Here is a 14,148-nt window from a genome sequence, read left to right as displayed (position 1 = left end):
CTTAGTGCCGCGGCTCCAGATCCCCCGAATACAGCTCATCCTCGGACTCTTGTGCCCCCGCGATCTTGTGTTCCTCGGCCGCCCAGGCCCCCAGGTCGATCAATTTGCAGCGGTCCGAACAGAACGGCCGGAACGGGCTCTTCTCCCCCCATTCCACAGGCGCCCCGCAGGTCGGGCAATCAACGGTCATCGGCTGGCTCATGGCTGGCCTCCTCGCAAAGTCAGGTAAAAGTGGTGCAGGCGGTCGATCTCGTCGTGCAGCGATTGCAGGTCACGATCGTTGACCACCACGTCATCGGCATGGCGCAGGCGCTCTTCCCGGGCCAGCTGGGCCTTGAGAATCGCCTGCACCTGCTCGGGGCTGGTGTTGTCCCGTTGCAGGGTGCGCTGCACCTGCAACTCGGCCGGCGCATCGATCACCAATATGCGCTGGGTCTTGCGGAACTGCCCCGACTCGATCAGCAGCGGCGAGACATACACCGCATAGGGCGTCTCGGCCTTGGCCAGGTAGCTGAAGATCTCCTGGCCGATCAGCGGGTGTAGCAGTTGCTCGAGCCATTGCCGTTGCGCCGGGTCGGCGAAGATCAGCTGGCGCAGGGCGCCACGGTCGAGCTGGCCATCGTCCAGCAACACGCCGGGGCCGAAACGCTCGACGATGCTGGCCAGGGCCGGGCGGCCCGGCTCGACGACCCAGCGCGCCGCCTGGTCGGCATCGACCAGGTGCACGCCCAGCTCGACGAAACGCTCGGCGGCGGCGCTCTTGCCGCTGCCGATGCCGCCGGTCAGGCCGAGAATCCAAGGTGTGAAGGGCGCTGTGCTCATCAGGTTCCAAGCAGTTGCAGGTATGAGGCGACTATTTCATCACCCCAGAGCACTGCGATCCACCCCGCAATGGCCAGATAAGGCCCGAAAGGCAGCGCCGCGCCCATCTGCGAGCGCTTCAGACGCACCAGTGTCAGCCCGACCAGCGCCCCCACCAAGGAGGCCAGCATCAACGTCAGCGGCAAAATCTGCCAGCCGCCCCAGGCACCGAGCATGGCCAGCAGCTTGAAGTCGCCAAAGCCCATGCCTTCCTTGCCGGTCACCAGCTTGAACACCCAGTACACCGACCACAGGCTCAGGTAACCCGCCACCGCGCCCCACACCGCATCGGCCAGCGGCACCAGCAGCCCGAAGGCGTTGACCACCAGCCCCAGCCACAGTAGCGGTAGCACCAGCACATCCGGCAGCAGCTGGTGCTCGGCATCGATCAGGCTCAAGCCGATCAGGCCCCAGGTCAGCAACATAACCGCCAGCGCTTCGACGCCCGGCCCGAAATGCCAGGCCACCAGCAGCGAGAGCAGGGCGCAGGCCAGCTCCACCAGCGGATAACGCGCACTGATCCGCGCCTTGCACGCCGAGCAACGCCCGCGCAACGCCAGGTAGCTCAACACCGGGATGTTCTCCCAGGCACGGATCTTGTGTTGGCAATGCGGGCAGCGCGAAGCCGGCAGGCACAGGTCGAAGCGCTCATGCACCGTCGGCGCCAGCCCCAGCACCTCCTGCGCCTCGCGCTGCCACTGGCGCTCGAGCATCACCGGCAGCCGGTGCGCCAGCACATTGAGAAAACTCCCCACCAGCAACCCCAGCACCGCAGCCAGGGCGAAGAACAACGGCGGATGATCGAGGACGAGGGACCAGGCATTCATGTTCAGATCAAGCTACCCAACTGGAAAATCGGCAAGTACATCGCCACGACAAGGCCCCCCACCAGCAGCCCAAGGATCAGCACGATGGCCGGCTCCAGCAGCGTGGTCAACTGCTCCAGCGCTTGCCCCACCTGTTCTTCGTAATGCTGCGCGGCCTTGTCCAGCATCCTGTCGAGGGTGCCGCTGGCCTCGCCGACCGCCACCAGCTGGCGCAACAGCGGCGGAAACACCCCGTCATCCTCCTCCATCGCCTGCTGCAAGCCCAGTCCATTGGCCACGCGCTGGCGCAGGGCCAGGATCGCCCGCTCATGCAAGCTATTGCCGCTGACCGGCGCCACCGTGGCCAATGCATCCAGCAACGCCACCCCAGCCCCATAAGAAGTCGCCAGGCTGCGCGCGAAACGCGCCAACGCCGCTTGCCCGAGCAACGTGCCGATCACCGGCACCCGCAGCCCCCAGCGCACCATCCACAGGCGCGCCGGCAGATGGCGCCGATAAAGCATCCGCACTCCAACCCCCGACAGGGTTATCAACAGCACCAGCCACCCCACGTGGTTGCCCAGCCCTGTGGATAAATCGATCACCCACTGCGTGAACGGCGGCAACGCCTTGTCGAAACTGGCGAACAGCCCCTGGAAGCGCGGCACCACCTCCAGCAGCAACAACGCCGCGACCCCAAGCCCGGTCAGCAGCAACAGCGCCGGATACAGCATCGCCTTGCGCACCTTCTGCCGCAGCGCCTGGCGTTTCTCCAGCATCCCGGCCATCTGCTCCAGCTGCCGGTCCAGCGTGCCCGACTGCTCGCCCACCCGCACCAGGTTGCAGTACAGCGCATCGAACCACGTCGGGTGACGCTGCAACGCCTCCGCCAGCCCCAACCCCGCCGCCACATCCTGTTTCAACCGCGCCAGCAACACCGCCATGCCACTGTCCGCCGTGCTGCGCGCCATCACCTCGAACGCCTGCAGCAACGGCACCCCCGCCATCAGCAATGTCGCCAGCTGCCGACTGAACCCCGGCGCATCCGCCTTGCCCGCCCGCCGCGGCCAACGCCAGCGCAATCCGCCCACCAGCCGCACCCGCGTCGGGCGAATGCCCTGCTGGCGCAGCCACGCCTGCACGAACGCCGGACTGCGCCCGCTGTGCTGACCGTGTCGATGAACGCCGGAGGCATCGACGCCTTCCCAGGCATAGAGGTGAGTGGAAGGTTGCATGCGAAGTCCCTCGCCGTAGTGCGACAAGCCCCGTAACAGCTTGCCGGGCCCGTCCCCGGGCGCGTTTCCATGACGCTCACTAGAGTAGTTCAGCGAAGATGACGCCCTGCCGAGCAGGGGTGACAAAAGGTGTCGGTTCAGGCCTACTGCGCGCCTGCCGGGCAGGGCGCAGCCAACGCCGACCGCGCCTCCATGTATTGCGAAGGAAGACCGTTCATGAAAGGGCAACGAGGTATCACCCTGATCGAACTGATGATCGTCGTGGCGATCATCGGCATCCTGGCGACCATCGCCATCCCCATGTACACCAACCACCAGGCCCGCGCCAAGGCCGCGGCGGCGCTGCTGGAGATCTCCGCGCTGAAGACGCCGATGGACGTGCGGTTGAACGAAGGCAAGGACGTGCCCGACGTCGCCAGCCTGGGCGGCCAGCCGAGCACCGCGCATTGCGCGATCAGCGCCAGCGGCAGGGCGGCGGACGGCACCGCCAGCATTGCCTGCACCCTGGCCGAAGCGCCGGCCAATGTACTGGGCAAGACCCTCACCCTGGCGCGTACCCAGGCGGGCTGGACCTGTGTCACCACGGTGGAGGAAGACCTCGCGCCGAATGGCTGCACGGTGCAATGAAAGTGAGGTGAAACAGGGGTTTGCGTAACCGACACGGCAGTGGTACGTTGCGCAACACGCCGGTGTAGCTCAGTCGGTAGAGCAGCGCACTCGTAACGCGAAGGTCGCAGGTTCGATTCCTGTCTCCGGCACCATCCAGCTGTTCCGATACGTCTTTCCTTGTACGCGGCCCCCCCTGAAAGCCCGCCAAGTGCGGGCTTTCTTGTTTCTACCTGTCTCATTCTGTCTCTAGGCATATACCAATTTTAGGTATACGTTAGGGTATACGCTGGTTCGACGAGAAAACGTATACCTATGGCACGCATCGTTACCCCCCTCTCAGACCCCAAATGTGAGGCTGCCAAGCCGCGGGACAAGGATTACACGCTGTTCGACGGCCAGGGCCTGTTCCTGCTGGTCAAGAAGAACGGCAGCAAGATCTGGCGCATGAAGTTCAAGCGGCCGGATGGCAGGGAGGGGCTGGCCACCTTCGGCAACTATCCCGCGCTGACCCTCAAAGCCGCCCGTGAGCGCCGGGCCGAAGCGCTGGAGTTGTTGGCGCATGGTAAAGACCCGATTGAGAGCGCCAGGCAGGGGAAGGTCGAGGCGGCGAATGCCAGGGCCAATACCTTCGGGGTGTTGGCTAAGGACTGGCACGAGGCCTGTTCGAAGAAGTGGTCCCCAGGCCATGCCGCGACGGTGTGGCGGCGGATCGAAACCTACCTGCTCCCGGCCCTGGGCCAGCGCCCGGTGGCCGGCCTGAAGACCCGCGACCTGCTGGCGCCGCTCAAGGTAGTGGAGAAACGCGAAGTCCTGGATACTGCCGGCCGGCTACGGCAGTACATGACCGGCATCATGCGCATGGCTGTCCAGCAAGGACACATCGACACCAACCCAGCGGTGGACCTCCAGGGCGCAACCGCCACACGCAAGACTGTCCACCGGCCTGCGCTGGCGCTGGATCGGCTGCCTGAGCTGCTGCAAAGAATCGACAGCGACACCGGTCGACCGCTGACCAGGTTGGCAACACAGCTCACCCTGCTGGTTTTCATCCGGTCCAGCGAGCTGCGGTTTGCACGCTGGCCAGAGATCGACACCGACCGATCCATGTGGGAGATCCCGGGCGAGCGCCAGCAGATCGAAGGCGTGAAGAACTCGCACCGCGGCTCCAAGATGAGCACACCCCACCTGGTGCCTCTCAGTCGCCAGGCTCTGACCACGCTCGAGCAGGTGCGCCAGCTCACGGGGCGCTTCGACCTGGTGTTCGCGGGTGACAGCAACCACTGGAAGCCCATGAGTGAGAACACGGTGAACAAGGCGCTTCGGCGCATGGGCTACGACACCAAAACTGAGGTGTGCGGCCACGGGTTCAGGGCTATGGCTTGTTCCGCCCTCGTCGAGTCGGGACTGTGGAGCAAAGACGCGGTAGAGCGTCAGATGAGCCACCAAGAACGCAACAGCGTGCGAGCGGCGTACATCCACAAGGCCGAGTACATCGAGGAGCGCCGGCTGATGGTTCAGTGGTGGGCCGATTATCTGGACGCGAACCGCGATAAGCACGTTACTCCATACGACTATGCGCATAGCGCTGACCAGAATACCAAAGTAGTGCCGATCAAGTGGGTCTGATGCGGGCCTTCCATTGCATACATAGGCAGATATAGACTAAATGCTATTACTGTCCGGATAGCCAGTACTCTAGCTGGCAACAGTTTTCGGCTGGCCTAGCTCGACGGGGCGAAAACAGGTTCCCCACCTGCCTGGCTGGCCTATCTACTCAGTGGGGGCGCTTGGGGGAGGCGTGAGGATGGAAAAGGTTTATCGGCTGCTTGATTGGCTCACATTTGAAAACGCTTTGGATTGGCTGAGAACACTAACCGACACGCCATTAAGTGGCGGCGACCTGTGGCGATTAGTCTTGTCTGGGCAGTGTGACGTCTACATTCAAGCACTTGGGTTAAATGGCCACTACATGAATGATGATGGTCACGAAGTTGAAGTGATTGGCCGTGGGTTTCAGTTGGTTGTTGGTAGCGAAACCATAAGGAAAGGGAACAAGAAGAACGGCATCCCGGAGAAGCGTCGTCTTAGCCTTGAAGGCGCCCGCTATGAGCCAGACCCTCGTGATATTGAGATGGCGATTCAGGCAGGATACGACTATTGGGAGGCTGTCACGGAGAGTGATGAAGGCTATCCATTATATTTCAAGCCTGCTGATATTGAAGCCTTGGCTGCCAAGATAAATGGCACAGCAGAGTACGCCGCTGAAGTCGAAGCCTTGCGCGAAGAGCTAGAGCAAGAGCGGGCAATGCGTCAGGCTGCTGAGTCGGAGCTCCGAGAGCGACGAGCCAAGGATGGCCAAGCCGGACTAGATTTCATACGCCAAACACTCTCCCACACGCCGGCAGAGTTCGCTGTTATGAAGAAGCGGGCCGAGGATGCAGAGCGAATGGTTGTCGTACTTGATCACCAGTTGACCGAGCAAGATGAAGTGAAACGTCGCAATAATGCGGTGTTCAATGGGATGGCGCGGCAATTGGAAGAGCTTCACAAGCACCAACGAGTTGCGCCTGTATCTAGCCGGAATGTGGATGTATCAGGATTGAACTTCCCGTATTCTACTAAGCAACTGGAAGCCGCACGCAACGCAGCTAACAAGTACTGGGTGGACTATGACCCCGAGCGCCCACCGCTGCAAAAGCAGGTTGCCAGCTTCATCGCAGAGCAAGGCGTCCCTGCTCGCCAAGCCCAGGAGTTAGCTATTGCTATCAAGCCAGATGCTGCAGCAAAGGCATGACATGACCATCTGACATACCGGCATGTCGGTATGTCAGATCTTCCTGACACTCCTCTGCTGCCTCCAACCTGTCTCCCGTCATCTACGGAAACAATGGGAGATAGCCGTGGACAACATCCACCCAATCCAAGCCACCAGCGTCAGCCTTTCGCAGTTTGACCCGGCAGCCACCATCATCCGCATGCCTGAGTTGGAGAGGCTCACAGGCTACAAGCGTCCCACCATCTACAAGCGCCTCAAAGACGACCCAACCTTCCCCAAGCCGGTGCCGCTGAGCGATAGCACGTCGCGCGGCGCACCTGTCGGCTTCGTGCTGGCCGAGGTGCAGGCATGGGTGAGCCAGCGCATCGCAATGCGTGGGAAGACGGCCTAAATGGAGAACATAACAACCGAACAACGGACTTGCCTGAGTGAGTTCCGCATCACCGTCATTGCTGTATTCAAGCCTAGCGATGAACGACCGATACTTCTTGTTGCAAGCACTCGTGAGGAACGGTATGTTTGGCCCGTTGCTGCAAATTCAGCGGCCGGGTTTGGCGACCCGAGACACAATAGGCGCATAGGCGCCCCCATTACGATTTCAGGCGCTTTTTTTGTGCCCGCACGTTCGTATTATGGCGGTTGTGCGTGGGAGACCTTCGGGTCTGCCGGGTTCCTATTGTCCCGGTTCGCCAACCTGCGTACAGCTGCCACCCTAAATCGTTTGGCGACGATCTGTGGCAGCTCCTCAACAATAGGAGTTCTACCCATGCACGCCCTCAATCCGTCCAAAATCCGCGCATACGTCCACTGGCGCCTGGCACTGGCCGCCCTTCGCGCAAATTCCTCGCTGTCCGTACGACTTGCCCGCTACAACAACCATATGGCTATATCTCGTGCCCTGAGCTGTCCAATCCCCACTCGGCCTACACTGAAAATGCGAGCTCAGTGCCACGATGCAATTCTCACTGCTGCTTTCCGTATTAACTCAGAGCCCTCAGTAGATATTGCCAAACACACATTCATCGCACGCCGCTCGCAACAAAAACTGTTGGAGGTGTGAAATGAACGCAGCTACTCATGTTGCCCAATGTCAAGTGAAATATGGCCCTATTGTCCCTATGCCTCTTGCCTCGGTCAACAGGTACCTAGGGACTGATTGGATTAGATCAGGGGACGATAAAGCCAAATGCTTTTTCATTGCCGGTAATAATATTGATAGTAGTGAATTTCTTCCTCTTGGCCCTTGGCGGAGTGAGGGGGAAGCATTGAGCTTGACTAGTCGCCTGAGGGAGTTTTATCCATCCGTGCACTATGATGTGCAGATCAAGCTATTAAGCATTGGCGGCTTTGACGAATTAGATCGTAAGCGCCGAGTTGCTCTCGGAAAATTTCGTGTTCTAATCAATACGGCTTATGCCAAAAAAAATGGACTATTCCCTGTTATAGATGGATGGACGAACGCTTATTACGTTGTGTCCTCAGATCTACCAAGGGAGGATGGCTGCCACGAATCTGACAGGGCAACCCCAATTGGGGTGGTTGGGCCATTTGCGGACGCGGCTGAGGCCGAAAGAGCCATGGGATCTCTGTTTTTGGCTTTCCCTAATGAAAGATTTGAAATCTGTCACGTGCAATTTGCCAGCGGGATTTGCTTGCCAAAGCATTTGCCAGTAGAGCAAAAAATAGCCCGTGAAAAGATTTCCAGGCTTCCCCAAAAGTGGGAGCACGCGGGTGGCTTTGTGATCTATTACGTCCTAGATAGCAGCACCCAATGTATTATCCCGTTCGGCAAGATTGGGCCTTTCCCTACACCCTCTGAAGCGAAATCAGCAATGGAGAGGATCGAGAGTAAGTTTCCCGAAAAGACTGTCTTGATGCACCGATGTGCGTTTGCTGATGACCTTACCAGCGATGCCGAACTCGATGAAGAGCACGCCCGGGCATTTGTAAAGCTTGCTGCGCTAGGAGTCTGACCATGATGTTGAAAAACGCTGCAATCGCGGCGATGGGATCGGCTTGCCCGAAGAAAGTCCCCGCGCCACAAAAGTCGACATCGCCGAAACGTGGTGCGGGAGGTGCTGCATGAACCTGATCACGACTTTCAACACCATGGACACCATCGAACTGCTGGCGCTGGTCAATGAGGCCCGTGCCGAGTTCGGTGAAGGATCGGTCCGTCACAACGACTTCGTTGCGCGCTGCAAGGATGAGCTTGATGGGGAGTACTACGAAACTTTCGTAGTGCAAAATTTGAACAACACTCAGTCCGAAGGGCTTCGCCTCACGCCGGACCAATGCAAGCTGGTAGCGATGCGTGAGTCGAAGGGCGTGCGCCGTCGCGTGCTTGCCCGGCTGAATGAACTGGAAGGGCAGCAGACGCGCCCGATGACCCAAGCCGAGATCACCGCCGCCAACGCGAACCACCTGGTGGCGGTCGAGCGCCAACAGAGAAAGCAGCAGGAAGCGCTGGAGCGGATCGAGCGCCGCGTCGATGACCTCAGCCTGACCATGGTCTGGGACCACTGCCCGCAGAACTGCCTATCGCTGTCCGGCGTGAAGGCCGCGATGCTGACTCGCTACGGCCTGTCTGGGGCTGTTGTGGACTACGTGCTCAAGGAGTGGCCGCATCAGCCGAACCCCGCCGGCATGGTTCGCAACGGCCATGAGGACGCGAAGGGCAGCCAGTACCTGGTCTGGTCGAAGACGTTGGTCACCGCGGCATTCAAGCGCTTTGTCGATGAGTGCGAAATGATCAACGCCACCCAAGCCTCCCACCCCTACTTCAACGGCCGGTTCCGCCTGGCGGGGAAGGTGCACCCATGAAACGGAACCTGAGCAAGGCGCAGGTGATGCAACTGGTGGCCGACAGAGCGGCAGATTTCTATCGGGCGCAGTCGCTGGCGCGGCGCTTGAAGATGCGGCTTAACCGCGAGTACGGCGCGTTCTTCCAGGCCCGGGGTGAGCCCGACCCCAAGAGCCGTCGTATCGACCCCTCGAACCCGATGTACGACGCAGTGATTGCCTACACGGCGGACACCTACGAGCTTTACCAGAAGGCGCTGCGGGCCAAGCACAACGCCAAGCGAGCAATGGAATCAGTCATCAGGGCGATGATCGGCCCCGCCGTCGATCTCGAACCACCGCTTGCTCCTTCGCCATTGCCACCTATGCCGCTGAGGCGCACCACCGCCACCGGGGAGACCCTGCAATGACCATGATCCCGAACCCCGCCCAGGTACACCATCCACGCGCTGGCGCAACGATCATCAGCGGCCCATGGCCAAGCTATGCCGGTTTCCGCGATCTGCCAGAGCGCGACCACTGGGTGCTTTACGGCAGCGCGAAGGCCTATCGCGAGGCTCTGGAACTCCAGGGCCTGGTGATGAGCGAGAGCTACGACGAGTTCATCAAGCGGGTGACCGCCGAGCTGGAGATTTGAACCCATGAGCATCATTCGCGCGCCTCGGCCCGAGGCGAATTTCTACATGCTCAACAAGGCAATCAGCGACGACCCCCGGCTTAGCTGGGCTGCCCGTGGGCTGCTGATCTACCTGCTGGGCAAACCTGACCACTGGAAGGTATCTCCCGCGCACCTGCGAGGCGAGACAGCGGGCTCAGCGAAGCCAACCGGCCGCGACGGCATCTACGGCCTGCTGGACGAGTTGATCAGCGCCGGATACGTGCGCCGTGAGCAGCCACGAAGCGAGTCGGGCGTGCTCGGCGAAGTCACCTACCTGGTGTCTGAAACACCGCTTCCGGATTCACCGTATCCGGATGAGCCGCTTCCGGCTGGACCGCATCCGGCAAATCCGACACTAGTAAGTATTGAAGGTAAGCAAGTACTGAAAAAACCAGTAAGGACTGAAAAACCCTCGTGCAACTCGGGGGAGTCGGCTGTTGAGTTCGAACGGTTCTGGAAGCTGTATCCGCGAAAGGTCGGGAAGGACAAAGCCGAGAAGGCCTGGGCGAAGCTCAAGGTGGATACAGCCCTGTTCAGCCGCATGGGCATCGCCCTGGCTGCCTGGTGCAAGTCTCTCGACTGGACCAAGGATGGCGGTCAGTTCATTCCCCATGCTGCCACCTGGTTGAACGGAAAGCGCTGGAACGACGAGCCGCCTAAGGCCGCCGCCCGCCCAGGCTCATTCAACGACCTCCCGCAACACACCCCCGACATGTACCAGGAGAGCCACGATGGCCGTGCAAATTTCTGATCTGTTCTACCGCACCCCGGCCAAGCGCATTTTCGCAGGTGTGTGCCCAGTCCACGGCGAAGTTGATATGAGCGAAGTTGAGCAGCTCGACGGCTCGATGCTGTCGCGTGGCTGCAAGCGCTGCGCTTGGGAGGCCCTGCACATGGCCCCGCGCGACTCCGAGGCTTATGCCCTCGCCAATGCCCAGCGCAAAGCCGAGAACGCCATGGCCGCGATGATCGCCGCTGGAATCACCCCGCGCTTCGCCGATGCGACCTTCGACAGCTATGTCGCTGAGAGTGAGCAGCAGCGCAAGGCTCTGGCCAAGTGCCGCGCCTATGCCGAGCAGTTCCCGGAGCACTTCCGGGCCGGCCGCTCGCTGCTGTTGACCGGGAACGTCGGCTGCGGCAAGACGCACCTGGCCAGCGCCATCGTGCGCACGGTCGTCGCCGATCGTGCTACCGCCCTAATCGTCCCGGCTGCCGAGATCGTGGCCATCGCCAAGGCCTCGATGGTGCCGGGATCTGGATACACCGACCGGGACGTGGTCGTCCACCTGGGCGAACTCAATCTCCTGGTCATCGATGAAGTGGGGTGCCAGAAGGGCAGTGACTACGAAATGGGGTTGCTGCACAGCATCATCGATCGCCGGTACCAGGCCGTGTTGCCCACGGTGCTGATCAGTAACCTCGAGTTGTTCAGCAAGGACAGGACCCCGGGCGTTGACTCTTTCATCGGCGACCGCGCCCTCGACCGCCTGCGGCAGAACGGCGGCATGGCGGTCGGCTTCACCTGGTCCTCGATGAGGGCGGCGGCATGAGGGAGCTATTCAGCGACGAAGCCGAGCATGGTGTGCTCGGTGCGGTCCTGCAGGCCGGCCTGCAGCAGGACGCAGGCCTGGTCGAGGACATCCTCGGCCAGATGAGTTCCAGCGACTTCTACCGGGACGATAACGCCGCCTTGTTCGAGGTCATGCTCGAGTGCCGTGACCGCAATATGCCCATCGACCCTGTGACCGTTGGAACGATACAGCGCAACTTGCCCAGCTCCGGCTCGGTCATGGCCTATGCCGCCGAGCTGGCCAGTAACGTGCCCTCGGTGGCCAACTGGAAGGCCTACGCCAGGCACGTCAAGGAATGGGGTGTGATCCGCCACATCCTCGGCATTGCGGGCCAGGCCGAAGAGATGGTCCAGGCTGGCGCGCCGACTACCGAGGTTATCGCTGCCGCCCAGCAAGCCATGGCTGATTTGCGCGACCTCGACGGCGAGACCAAGGGCTTCAAGCGGCTTGACCAATGGATGGGCGATGCCGCTGAACTGGTGGACGAGAAGCACCGCGGTGTCGCGCCGAAGTGGCCGGCTTCCGGGCTCGACAAGCTGGACGAACTGGTCAAGGGCATCCGCCCGAAGAAGGTCACGGTGATCGCCGGCCTGCCCGGTAGTGGCAAGACCACTCTGGCGCTGCAGATCGCCCAGCACAACGCCGTCAAGGAGCGGAAGCCGTGGTTAGTGTTCTCCATCGAAATGCCGGGCGAGGAACTGGGGCTGCGCGCTATCGCGTCGCTGGGCGGGGTGGCGCTGCACAAGTTGGATAACCCGGGAAATGGGAATATGAGCGAGGACGATTGGGCGAGGATGGGCGCTGCTGTTGCCCAGGCCCTGGACGCCCCACTGTTCGTTTGCGATGACCCAGTGCAAACCCCGGCGAGCATCCGAGCCACAGCGCGGCAGTGCCAGCGCGAGCACGGCCTGGCCGGGATCGTGGTCGACTACCTGACGTTGGTGCGCGGCGACCGTGCAGGCCGCAGCCGTAGTGAAGAGGTGGGCAAGATCAGCAAAGCCCTACTGCAGCTGGCCAAGGAAATGGCCATCCCGGTCATCGAGCTGGCACAGCTGAACCGCGAATCAACCAAGCGGGTTGGGAAGAAGCCCCAGTCCAGTGACCTGCGCGACTCTGGCGAGATCGAGGCCGACGCCAGCTGCATCTTGATGGTGCACCGCGACATGGACAGCGAGGAAGGCCAGAACGGTTTGACCGAAATCCTCATGACCAAGTGCCGACACGCCCGCGTGGGCAGCTGCATCGTCCAGCAGGAGGGGCAGTACGGCCGGTTCGCCAACTTCGCTGGATCGCTGCCCAGCGACGACGAGATCGAGGCGGGGCGGTGCAGCTATGCCCAGCGCTACAAGGGGAGTTAGAGACAATGAACAACGTAACTGCGGCACTGCCGCGCAAGAGCCTGACCGCCGTAGAGCGCAAGTTCCTTTCAGTCGGTAACCGCATGCTGTTGGACCTGCCCAATGGTCGCCTGGCCTCGGCAGCCCTGATGGATATCGTGACTGATTGGCACGGCGCCCGAGCCAATAAGGGCTTCGAAGAGTTCGCGAAGGACTGGATCACCGAAGGCAACGCCAAGAACAAGCACGCCGACAAGCTCCTGCGTGAGCTGTTCGGCCTGGACACTGACCCAACGCCCCGGAGGGCTGCATGAAGAAACGGACCTACGTGGACAAGCCGCTGGGTGATACCGAATGGCTGCTCGAGCAATGGGGCAGTTGGCGAATGGATGGCATGGGCGTGCCGCGGTACGTGTCGCCGTCGATCACAGCCGCTGCTAGCGGCGGTGGATGCCGATACTCCATGACCGACGACGAAGCCCTGGCGATCGACTCGGCAGTGGCCAAGCTGACGAAGCGCAACCAGCAGATGGGCGACTTCATCTGGCTGTACTTCGGCTCGAAGTGGACCATGGTTCGACTTGGAGAGTCTGCCGGGATCTCTGAGCGCACGGCCAGGGAGATCGTCAAGGGTGGGGTCGGCTTCATCGACGGTTATCTGCATGGACTTAGCGAAGCGGCGTAAAAAGTTCTTTCATGCCGGATAAACACCTGTTTTCATAGCAGCGTGTCCAGCTTGCAACGTCACGCGACACAGAGAAACCCCGATTAGTGCGTCGGGGTTTTTTCTTAATGGGAGCGGGGATATTCTCGAGACTCAACCAACCCCATTTGGTGAACAATGAAAAGGAATCAAAGGGTTGCGAGACTGGTGCTTGCGGCGATTGAGCAGGGTGCAGGCTTGGACGGGATTGAACTTTTCTCGCTTTCGCACGCGCGCACCTTATCGGGCGTAAGCCTGGATGACTGGGATTACGCATTCAAGCTTTTGTTGAACGGTGGATATGTGACCCTGGAAGACCCGGTGGTGCATCTGACCTGGAAAGGTCATGATCTGCTGGATATGCTGGTTTTGAGCCAGGGCTGAACGTATCAGCGCCAACCTAAGCCTCGGCATCTGCCGGGGCTTTTGTTTATGTGCTGGAAAGGAATCGAGCATGGAAATTACCGCATCAGGTCTTGCCGCTGAGTTCAAGTGTCAGGTCGATAGCAAGCTGCCCGTTGAGCCAATCTCAACCGGAGGCTTCCACCACATCACGATCAAGGTCTCTGCGCCGCCTGGTGTGAGCACCGGTACTTACTTCGACGCCATTGAGATACTGCTGCAACATCTGGCAGATGAGCGCCCCGAGTGGAAGATAGAGCTCGAAGGGGACCCGAGTGATTTGGTGATCGAGTTCACCAGGTAGCGGAAAGACACAGAAAAAACCAGCCATTGTTATGGGACTTTGCAATTCTCGGTGCCCTCAATCATTCTTTCGGCTCCATGGAAC

Annotated in this window: 19 protein-coding genes and 1 tRNA gene; 16 read left to right on the top strand and 4 right to left on the bottom strand. The window is 60.8% G+C overall.

The features are described from left to right. Position 1 precedes the first annotated feature (1 nt). The 4 genes from yacG to N5D48_RS05320 are packed head-to-tail and all read right to left on the bottom strand — an operon-like array spanning position 2 to position 2,902. A complete protein-coding gene (gene yacG / locus N5D48_RS05335; protein WP_279881904.1) occupies positions 2-202 on the bottom strand; it encodes a DNA gyrase inhibitor YacG in 201 nt (66 codons plus the stop codon). Beyond that, complete coding sequence (coaE, locus tag N5D48_RS05330) at positions 199-822, bottom strand: dephospho-CoA kinase (RefSeq protein ID WP_279881902.1); 624 nt, start codon at positions 820-822, stop codon at positions 199-201. Before coaE ends, yacG begins: the two co-directional genes overlap by 4 nt. Beyond that, on the bottom strand, positions 822-1,688 hold the full coding sequence (locus tag N5D48_RS05325; RefSeq protein ID WP_279881899.1) for an A24 family peptidase: 867 nt from the start codon (positions 1,686-1,688) through the stop codon (positions 822-824). Before N5D48_RS05325 ends, coaE begins: the two co-directional genes overlap by 1 nt. A 2-nt stretch (positions 1,689-1,690) precedes the next feature. Further along, complete coding sequence (locus N5D48_RS05320; RefSeq protein WP_279881896.1) at positions 1,691-2,902, bottom strand: type II secretion system F family protein; 1,212 nt, start codon at positions 2,900-2,902, stop codon at positions 1,691-1,693. A gap of 216 nt (positions 2,903-3,118) precedes the next feature. Between N5D48_RS05320 and N5D48_RS05315 the strand changes: the two genes are divergently transcribed. The 16 genes from N5D48_RS05315 (at position 3,119) to N5D48_RS05240 (ending at position 14,064) form a co-directional block, all read left to right on the top strand. Further along, positions 3,119-3,529: a pilin gene (locus N5D48_RS05315; RefSeq protein WP_279881893.1), complete on the top strand. Its 411-nt coding sequence runs from the start codon at positions 3,119-3,121 to the stop codon at positions 3,527-3,529. A 58-nt stretch (positions 3,530-3,587) separates the two neighbouring features. Further along, positions 3,588-3,663, top strand: a tRNA-Thr gene (locus N5D48_RS05310). Positions 3,664-3,823: 160 nt separating this feature from the next. After that, positions 3,824-5,137 (top strand): integrase arm-type DNA-binding domain-containing protein, encoded by a 1,314-nt coding sequence (locus N5D48_RS05305; protein WP_279881890.1) that lies wholly within the window; start codon positions 3,824-3,826, stop codon positions 5,135-5,137. A 178-nt stretch (positions 5,138-5,315) separates the two neighbouring features. Beyond that, positions 5,316-6,305, top strand: coding sequence for a hypothetical protein (locus N5D48_RS05300; protein WP_279881885.1), 990 nt, complete (start codon positions 5,316-5,318; stop codon positions 6,303-6,305). Positions 6,306-6,486: 181 nt separating this feature from the next. Beyond that, positions 6,487-6,678, top strand: a complete 192-nt coding sequence (locus N5D48_RS05295) for an AlpA family phage regulatory protein (protein ID WP_279881984.1) — start codon at positions 6,487-6,489, stop codon at positions 6,676-6,678. A 670-nt stretch (positions 6,679-7,348) separates the two neighbouring features. After that, positions 7,349-8,260: a hypothetical protein gene (locus N5D48_RS05290; RefSeq protein WP_279881882.1), complete on the top strand. Its 912-nt coding sequence runs from the start codon at positions 7,349-7,351 to the stop codon at positions 8,258-8,260. Positions 8,261-8,369: 109 nt separating this feature from the next. Further along, a complete protein-coding gene (locus tag N5D48_RS05285; RefSeq protein ID WP_279881879.1) occupies positions 8,370-9,110 on the top strand; it encodes a phage antirepressor in 741 nt (246 codons plus the stop codon). Then, the gene (locus N5D48_RS05280) at positions 9,107-9,499 is read left to right on the top strand and encodes a hypothetical protein (protein WP_279881876.1); all 393 of its coding nucleotides are present in this window, start codon (positions 9,107-9,109) and stop codon (positions 9,497-9,499) included. Before N5D48_RS05285 ends, N5D48_RS05280 begins: the two co-directional genes overlap by 4 nt. Continuing rightward, positions 9,496-9,726: a hypothetical protein gene (locus N5D48_RS05275; RefSeq protein ID WP_279881873.1), complete on the top strand. Its 231-nt coding sequence runs from the start codon at positions 9,496-9,498 to the stop codon at positions 9,724-9,726. Before N5D48_RS05280 ends, N5D48_RS05275 begins: the two co-directional genes overlap by 4 nt. A gap of 4 nt (positions 9,727-9,730) precedes the next feature. Beyond that, positions 9,731-10,498 carry a hypothetical protein gene (locus tag N5D48_RS05270; protein WP_279881870.1) on the top strand — a complete coding sequence of 256 codons (768 nt, stop codon included), beginning with the start codon at positions 9,731-9,733 and terminating at the stop codon, positions 10,496-10,498. Continuing rightward, entirely contained in the window at positions 10,479-11,297 is an 819-nt protein-coding gene (locus N5D48_RS05265) for an ATP-binding protein (RefSeq protein ID WP_279881867.1), read from the top strand. Before N5D48_RS05270 ends, N5D48_RS05265 begins: the two co-directional genes overlap by 20 nt. After that, the gene (locus tag N5D48_RS05260) at positions 11,294-12,676 is read left to right on the top strand and encodes a DnaB-like helicase C-terminal domain-containing protein (RefSeq protein WP_279881864.1); all 1,383 of its coding nucleotides are present in this window, start codon (positions 11,294-11,296) and stop codon (positions 12,674-12,676) included. The genes N5D48_RS05265 and N5D48_RS05260 overlap by 4 nt, the downstream gene beginning before the upstream one ends. Positions 12,677-12,681: 5 nt before the next feature. After that, complete coding sequence (locus tag N5D48_RS05255) at positions 12,682-12,969, top strand: hypothetical protein (protein ID WP_279881861.1); 288 nt, start codon at positions 12,682-12,684, stop codon at positions 12,967-12,969. Then, positions 12,966-13,340 (top strand): antiterminator Q family protein, encoded by a 375-nt coding sequence (locus tag N5D48_RS05250; RefSeq protein WP_279881859.1) that lies wholly within the window; start codon positions 12,966-12,968, stop codon positions 13,338-13,340. The genes N5D48_RS05255 and N5D48_RS05250 overlap by 4 nt, the downstream gene beginning before the upstream one ends. Positions 13,341-13,496: 156 nt before the next feature. Continuing rightward, positions 13,497-13,742, top strand: a complete 246-nt coding sequence (locus tag N5D48_RS05245) for a hypothetical protein (RefSeq protein WP_279881857.1) — start codon at positions 13,497-13,499, stop codon at positions 13,740-13,742. Positions 13,743-13,812: 70 nt separating this feature from the next. Then, on the top strand, positions 13,813-14,064 hold the full coding sequence (locus N5D48_RS05240; RefSeq protein ID WP_279881855.1) for a hypothetical protein: 252 nt from the start codon (positions 13,813-13,815) through the stop codon (positions 14,062-14,064). Positions 14,065-14,148 lie beyond the last annotated feature (84 nt).

Source organism: Pseudomonas sp. GD03858, from assembly GCF_029840925.1.
Classification (GTDB): Bacteria; Pseudomonadota; Gammaproteobacteria; order Pseudomonadales; family Pseudomonadaceae; genus Aquipseudomonas.
Note: the sequence above shows the minus strand (reverse complement) of the source record. Positions and strands in the feature narration are given on the sequence as shown.

What these genes read in the sequence shown, in the direction of transcription:
- yacG (WP_279881904.1), bottom strand. Translation starts at nt 202, where the DNA reads ATGAGCCAGCCGATGACCGTTGATTGCCCGACCTGCGGGGCGCCTGTG.
- coaE (WP_279881902.1), bottom strand. Translation starts at nt 822, where the DNA reads ATGAGCACAGCGCCCTTCACACCTTGGATTCTCGGCCTGACCGGCGGC.
- N5D48_RS05325 (WP_279881899.1), bottom strand. Translation starts at nt 1,688, where the DNA reads ATGAATGCCTGGTCCCTCGTCCTCGATCATCCGCCGTTGTTCTTCGCC.
- N5D48_RS05320 (WP_279881896.1), bottom strand. Translation starts at nt 2,902, where the DNA reads ATGCAACCTTCCACTCACCTCTATGCCTGGGAAGGCGTCGATGCCTCC.
- N5D48_RS05315 (WP_279881893.1), top strand. Translation starts at nt 3,119, where the DNA reads ATGAAAGGGCAACGAGGTATCACCCTGATCGAACTGATGATCGTCGTG.
- N5D48_RS05305 (WP_279881890.1), top strand. Translation starts at nt 3,824, where the DNA reads ATGGCACGCATCGTTACCCCCCTCTCAGACCCCAAATGTGAGGCTGCC.
- N5D48_RS05300 (WP_279881885.1), top strand. Translation starts at nt 5,316, where the DNA reads ATGGAAAAGGTTTATCGGCTGCTTGATTGGCTCACATTTGAAAACGCT.
- N5D48_RS05295 (WP_279881984.1), top strand. Translation starts at nt 6,487, where the DNA reads ATGCCTGAGTTGGAGAGGCTCACAGGCTACAAGCGTCCCACCATCTAC.
- N5D48_RS05290 (WP_279881882.1), top strand. Translation starts at nt 7,349, where the DNA reads ATGAACGCAGCTACTCATGTTGCCCAATGTCAAGTGAAATATGGCCCT.
- N5D48_RS05285 (WP_279881879.1), top strand. Translation starts at nt 8,370, where the DNA reads ATGAACCTGATCACGACTTTCAACACCATGGACACCATCGAACTGCTG.
- N5D48_RS05280 (WP_279881876.1), top strand. Translation starts at nt 9,107, where the DNA reads ATGAAACGGAACCTGAGCAAGGCGCAGGTGATGCAACTGGTGGCCGAC.
- N5D48_RS05275 (WP_279881873.1), top strand. Translation starts at nt 9,496, where the DNA reads ATGACCATGATCCCGAACCCCGCCCAGGTACACCATCCACGCGCTGGC.
- N5D48_RS05270 (WP_279881870.1), top strand. Translation starts at nt 9,731, where the DNA reads ATGAGCATCATTCGCGCGCCTCGGCCCGAGGCGAATTTCTACATGCTC.
- N5D48_RS05265 (WP_279881867.1), top strand. Translation starts at nt 10,479, where the DNA reads ATGGCCGTGCAAATTTCTGATCTGTTCTACCGCACCCCGGCCAAGCGC.
- N5D48_RS05260 (WP_279881864.1), top strand. Translation starts at nt 11,294, where the DNA reads ATGAGGGAGCTATTCAGCGACGAAGCCGAGCATGGTGTGCTCGGTGCG.
- N5D48_RS05255 (WP_279881861.1), top strand. Translation starts at nt 12,682, where the DNA reads ATGAACAACGTAACTGCGGCACTGCCGCGCAAGAGCCTGACCGCCGTA.
- N5D48_RS05250 (WP_279881859.1), top strand. Translation starts at nt 12,966, where the DNA reads ATGAAGAAACGGACCTACGTGGACAAGCCGCTGGGTGATACCGAATGG.
- N5D48_RS05245 (WP_279881857.1), top strand. Translation starts at nt 13,497, where the DNA reads ATGAAAAGGAATCAAAGGGTTGCGAGACTGGTGCTTGCGGCGATTGAG.
- N5D48_RS05240 (WP_279881855.1), top strand. Translation starts at nt 13,813, where the DNA reads ATGGAAATTACCGCATCAGGTCTTGCCGCTGAGTTCAAGTGTCAGGTC.